The sequence below is a fragment of the Nitrosomonas mobilis genome (assembly GCF_900103035.1).
Lineage (GTDB): Bacteria > Pseudomonadota > Gammaproteobacteria > Burkholderiales > Nitrosomonadaceae > Nitrosomonas > Nitrosomonas mobilis.
The window spans coordinates 1-5,184 of record NZ_FMWO01000002.1 but is presented as its reverse complement, the minus strand read 5'-3'; the positions used below and the strand labels follow the sequence as shown (position 1 = coordinate 5,184).

The 5,184-nt window shown below is 45.8% G+C and carries 4 protein-coding genes; all 4 read left to right on the top strand.

Going from position 1 to position 5,184, the window contains the following annotated elements; all coding sequences use genetic code 11:
- Positions 1-94 precede the first annotated feature (94 nt).
- The 4 genes from NSMM_RS00020 (at position 95) to NSMM_RS00005 (ending at position 4,996) form a co-directional block, all read left to right on the top strand.
- Complete coding sequence (locus NSMM_RS00020; RefSeq protein ID WP_090283380.1) at positions 95-1,036, top strand: IS1595 family transposase; 942 nt, start codon at positions 95-97, stop codon at positions 1,034-1,036.
- Between the two features lie 678 nt (positions 1,037-1,714).
- On the top strand, positions 1,715-2,323 hold the full coding sequence (locus tag NSMM_RS00015; RefSeq protein WP_090283378.1) for an XrtA/PEP-CTERM system exopolysaccharide export protein: 609 nt from the start codon (positions 1,715-1,717) through the stop codon (positions 2,321-2,323).
- A gap of 53 nt (positions 2,324-2,376) precedes the next feature.
- Positions 2,377-3,939 carry an XrtA system polysaccharide chain length determinant gene (locus tag NSMM_RS00010; RefSeq protein ID WP_090283376.1) on the top strand — a complete coding sequence of 521 codons (1,563 nt, stop codon included), beginning with the start codon at positions 2,377-2,379 and terminating at the stop codon, positions 3,937-3,939.
- A gap of 91 nt (positions 3,940-4,030) precedes the next feature.
- Entirely contained in the window at positions 4,031-4,996 is a 966-nt protein-coding gene (locus NSMM_RS00005) for an XrtA-associated tyrosine autokinase (RefSeq protein WP_090283374.1), read from the top strand.
- The last annotated feature ends 188 nt before the right edge of the window (positions 4,997-5,184 follow it).

Sequence of the window (5,184 nt, the reverse complement as noted above, 5' to 3'; positions counted from 1 at the left end):
ACCTGATTAGCAACGAACGTCAGCAAGATTTGTCTGACGAGTTTGTTGCGACATAAAAGTCATGGCTGTTAAATGATACAAGGAGTGATCGATCATGGCGATGAATCGAATTCAATTTCAATCTGGACTGTCGATGCTGGAATTTCTCAAGGGCTTTGGTACGGAGGCGCAGTGCGAGCAAGCGCTGGAGGTTGCCCGTTGGTCGGATGGGTTTCACTGTCCACGCTGTAACGGTACTGCTTACTATGTCATACGTGATGGTATACGCAAGGTTTTTCAATGCAGAGCCTGCCGACATCAGACCTCATTGATTGCCGGGACAGTTTTTCAGGGCACTAAACTACCGTTGACCGTCTGGTTTTTGGCAATTTATCTGGTTAGTCAGGCCAAGACCGGTTTGTCATCCCTGGCGCTCAAGCGCCAGCTGGGAGTGAGCTATCCTACGGCATGGTTGATACATCACAAACTGATGCAGGCGATGGCTAATCGTGAGGAGCGCTATGTCCTTGATGGCAGAATCCAGGTCGATGATGCTTATCTTGGTGGAGAGCGTGCGGGAGGAAAAGCGGGTAGAGGTTCAGAGAATAAGGTGCCCATTGTTGCCGCTGTGTCTCTGACTGAGGATGATCACCCTTTGCGCGTGAGGCTTACCCCAGTCTCGGGATTTACGCTAAAGGCAATTTCAGCTTGGGCAAAGGATTGTCTGGCACCCGGCAGCACGGTATTCTCGGATGCCTTGGCCTGCTTTGGTGCCGTCACCAAAATTGGCTGTAGCCACCATTTTACAGTTATCGCCGGACGCAAACCAAGGGAGACTCCCGAGTTCCGGTGGATCAACACTATCCTCGGCAATCTCAAGACCAGTTTGTCGGGTTGTTACCATGCTTTCAACTTCCGCAAGTATGTCGCTCGCTATCTTGCCGCTTTCAGTTACCGATTCAACCGGTGTTTTGATCTTTGCTCACTGCACGAACGATTTGCTTCGACCACTCCGCAGCCCTTGCACTCTATTCGAATGGCTGACGTTCGTTGCTAATCAGGATGTATAATGCCCTCCGGACAGAAGGGTCTTATATCATATTTTATCTTCTGAATTATAGAATGGCTCCTCGAGAGAATAAAATTCTTCCTGCCAATAAAAACTACATCATCTTCTCTTCGCACATCGTTAGTTATTTAGCTTTTCTTTTTATCGGCGTTCATTGAACGCGCTGCCACAAATGCATGCTTAAAATTTATTTTTTAAAAGACAATATAATCAAATAATTATTTTGAATTTTCTATTTTAGATATCGAAGTAATTTTTGGGCAAAGAAATATAGAGCATTAAAAATGTCCTTAATCAGCAAATCGTTTTTTCGATAAAATTGTGCATATGTTATTAAGTATGCTCTGGTAAGCAGATTGCTGTAAAAGCTATCGTATCGCGTATGTTGGTTCGATATTAAATTAAAAGATATAGTTTTGCATGTAAGTGTCGTATTTAATCTTCAAGTAAATTCACGATCAGCGAATATGCGATAGCTTTGCGTATTGTTTTATCCGCTGCGACATCAGTGTTTATCAATTGAATTACTGAAGATTACTGGCCTGGTCGGCCAAAGATTAAGATTGCACATGGTCAAAAAATTTTTTCAATTTTTGTAATATTTTGCAAATAAAATCAAGGAAATCAGCTTGGATAATTTTCAATTTCGAGGTCTTCAACGTGAATATGATATCTAAAATGGGGTTAATTGCTTCTTTTATTGTTAGTTTATTAATACTAGGTGGTTGTACCAGTTTCCCGTTACTGACTACCCAGGGAGAAAAAACACCCCATGACTATCTGATTGGGCCTGGGGATACCTTGAATATCATCGTCTGGCGTAATCCGGAAATCTCGATGAGTGTTCCGGTGCGGCCAGATGGGAAAATTACTACACCTTTGGTTGAGGATCTCCCCGCTAGCGGTAAAACATCTACGCAACTTGCGCGCGATATAGAAGAAACGCTTGCAAAATACTTGCAGCAACCTGTTGTGACAGTGGTTATCACTGCCTTCGTGGGGCCATTCACCGAGCAGATCCGAGTGATTGGCGAGGCGGCAGAACCCCAAGCACTCCCTTATCGCGAAAACATGTCGGTCATGGACGTGATGATTGCAGTAGGTGGGTTAACAGAATTTGCGGCAGGGAACCGGGCGAGAATCATAAGAGTGGTGGATGGTGTGCAGCAACAATATCGGGTCAGGCTAAATGATCTGATTCGTGATGGAGATGTATCCGCTAATGTGCCAATGTATCAGGGGGATGTGCTGGTTATCCCCGAAAGTTACTTCTGATTGTTCGTTGATGCCTCCATGGATAGTTTATGCGAGAAATAAGGTGATTCAATATGGATGAGTTAATTGCGCAGCTTTTGGTTTATATTAAGGGTGTCTGGAAATACCGCTGGCTCTCTGTTGCGGTCGCCTGGTTTGTTGCGCTGATGGGATGGTTCTATGTTTACCAGATGCCGGATAACTATGAAGCATCAGCACGAATTTATGTGGATACCCAAAGTATCCTCAGGCCGCTGATGGCAGGGATGACGGTATCGCCAAACCCGGAGCAGCAGGTGACTATTATGAGTCGAACCTTAATTAGTCGTCCCAATGTGGAGAGAATCATCCGCATGGTCGATCTGGACATCAAGGTTACCAATGACAGCGCCATGGATAAGCTGGTTATTTCGCTAATGAAAGAAATCAGACTGGCATCAACCGGGCGAGATAATATTTTCACCATCTCATATAGCGACAAGAATCCTAAACTGGCCAAAGATATCGTTCAGTCGCTCTTGACCATTTTTGTCGAAGGCGGGCTGGAAGGCAAACGACAGGACTCAACGACCGCTTTGCGCTTCATCGATCAGCAAATCGCAGCCTATGAGGAAAAACTGGTCGCTGCTGAGGCTGCGGTAACCGCGTTCAAGCAGAAAAATCTTGGGCTTCTGCCTGGTCAAGGGGATTACTATACACAGCTGGTTGCTGCACGAGAAGAGTTGGAAAAGGCGAGACTCTCACTGGCCGAGGCGCAGCAGTCGCGAAACGCCGTTCAGAAGCAAATGACTGGCGACGAACCGGTACTATTATTAGAAGCCAGCGAAATTTCTCCGAAAAGCATTGTTAATCCTGAAATTGATACGCGCATCCAAGCACTGAACTCCAATCTTGACACTATGTTACTAAATTACACGGAACAACATCCGGATGTGATTGCCGCCAAAAGACTCGTTGCTGTCCTGGAAGAACGCAAGATTGAGGAAGCCAGACTAATGGGGTCAGCGAGTAATAACGGCATGAATTATAACCCTATGCTGCAGCAGCTCAATATTGCGTTGACGGAAGCCCAGTCATTGGTAGCGGCTATGGAAGTACGGGTGGCTGAGTATGAGGCGCGCTTTGAGCGGCTCAAGTCAATGAGTGCGATGGTGCCGGCAGTTGAGATAGAAATGCAACAGCTCAATCGTGATTACAACGTCAATAAAGCCAACTATGAAAAGTTGCTTGAGCGCCGAGCATCGGCCGAGATTTCAGGAGAATTGAGTTCCGCGACTGGTCTGATGTCATTCAGAATTATTGACCCTCCTACAGTTCCTGAAGCACCAGCCGGGCCAGATCGCAAGAAGCTGTTTACATTTGTGTTCCTCGGTGCGCTGATAGGGGGAATCGGCATGGCATTCATTATCAGTCAGATACGCCCTACTTTCCATACTCAAGGCGGTTTGCGCGAAGTAACAGGTTTGCCCATTCTGGGAACAGTACCGATGATCTGGACTGATCAGGAAAAAATAAAACGTAAAGGACAGCTTTATGCCTTTGGCGCATCATTGCTTCTGTTAGTAATGTGTTACGCCGTATTGGTTAGCTTTACAAAATTACCTGGTTTGGCAACAGCACAATCATGGCTGAATTGAATTTGTCTGATGCTACCCGAGAGTTTGTCGACAGATGGCTTCCTGACAGACTTGGTCGGGGCGTAAGATTACAAGCATTGAAGGAGCGAACATGAGTCTCATAGAGCGAGCAGCAGATAAACTTACTAAAAGTAATGCCAGGTATTATTCCCCTGATACAGGCCGTATTCCACAACCTTCAGAAGAGGCCCTGCGGATGAATAGCCCATCACCGGCAGCTTCTGTACGGGGTGATGCGCCAATTCATGATAGGCCGGGACATCAAATGTTTGTGGCTAAAACTGAACGACCTGATTCTTTGCATAATACGAAAGCAACCAAAAATACAAAGAAGACGACAAAAAAAATAGCAATTGATCTAGAAAATCTTCATCATCAGGGGATCGTCACGCTTAATCATACCAAGTCCGCCATGGCCGAGCAGTTCCGCTTGATTAAAAGACCACTGCTATCCAACGCCTTCAATCCGATGAGCGGATTAAAAAATGGTAATTTGATCATGGTGACCAGTTCTTTGGCGGGAGAAGGTAAAAGTTTCTGCTCGATCAATCTGGCCATGAGTATTGCTATGGAGATGGACCACCGGGTGTTGCTGGTCGATGCAGATGTTGCGCGCCCTTCCATACCCAAGACACTAGGCTTCAGTAAAGAAGAACCTGGGTTATTAGACATCATCTTGGATCCGGAACTGGGAATAGCCGATGTCATGATTAAAACTAACGTGGAAAAACTGACATTAATCCCTGCGGGAACACGCCATACCCATTCTACCGAATTGCTGGCCAGCCAAAATATGGGGACTATTTTGCAGGAACTTGCTCAGCGTTATCACGATCGGATAGTGATATTCGATTCCCCACCGTTACTCTTAACCAGTGAGTCGCGAGCCCTTGCCTGTCAAATGGGTCAAATTGTACTGGTAGTCGAAGCTGAGAGAACTACCCAGCAAACCGTTAAGGATGCTCTGCAACAGATTGAAGCCTGTGATGTAGTCAACCTGATTTACAATAAAGCAAGAACCCAGTCAAGCGCCGGCTATTACGGTTATTACTATTAATGAAGTCACCGGTTTGCTATTCTTCTTTAACGCATCGGTTCTATGTCTGGGGTATTTTTTTGGCTAGCATCAGCGGCTGGCACTTAACGGTACAAGCAGCAGAATGGGATATTCGACCGCGATTATCTATCAGTGAAACCTATACAGACAATGTAAGATTAGGTGGGGTTGGTGGGGTTGGTGGGGTT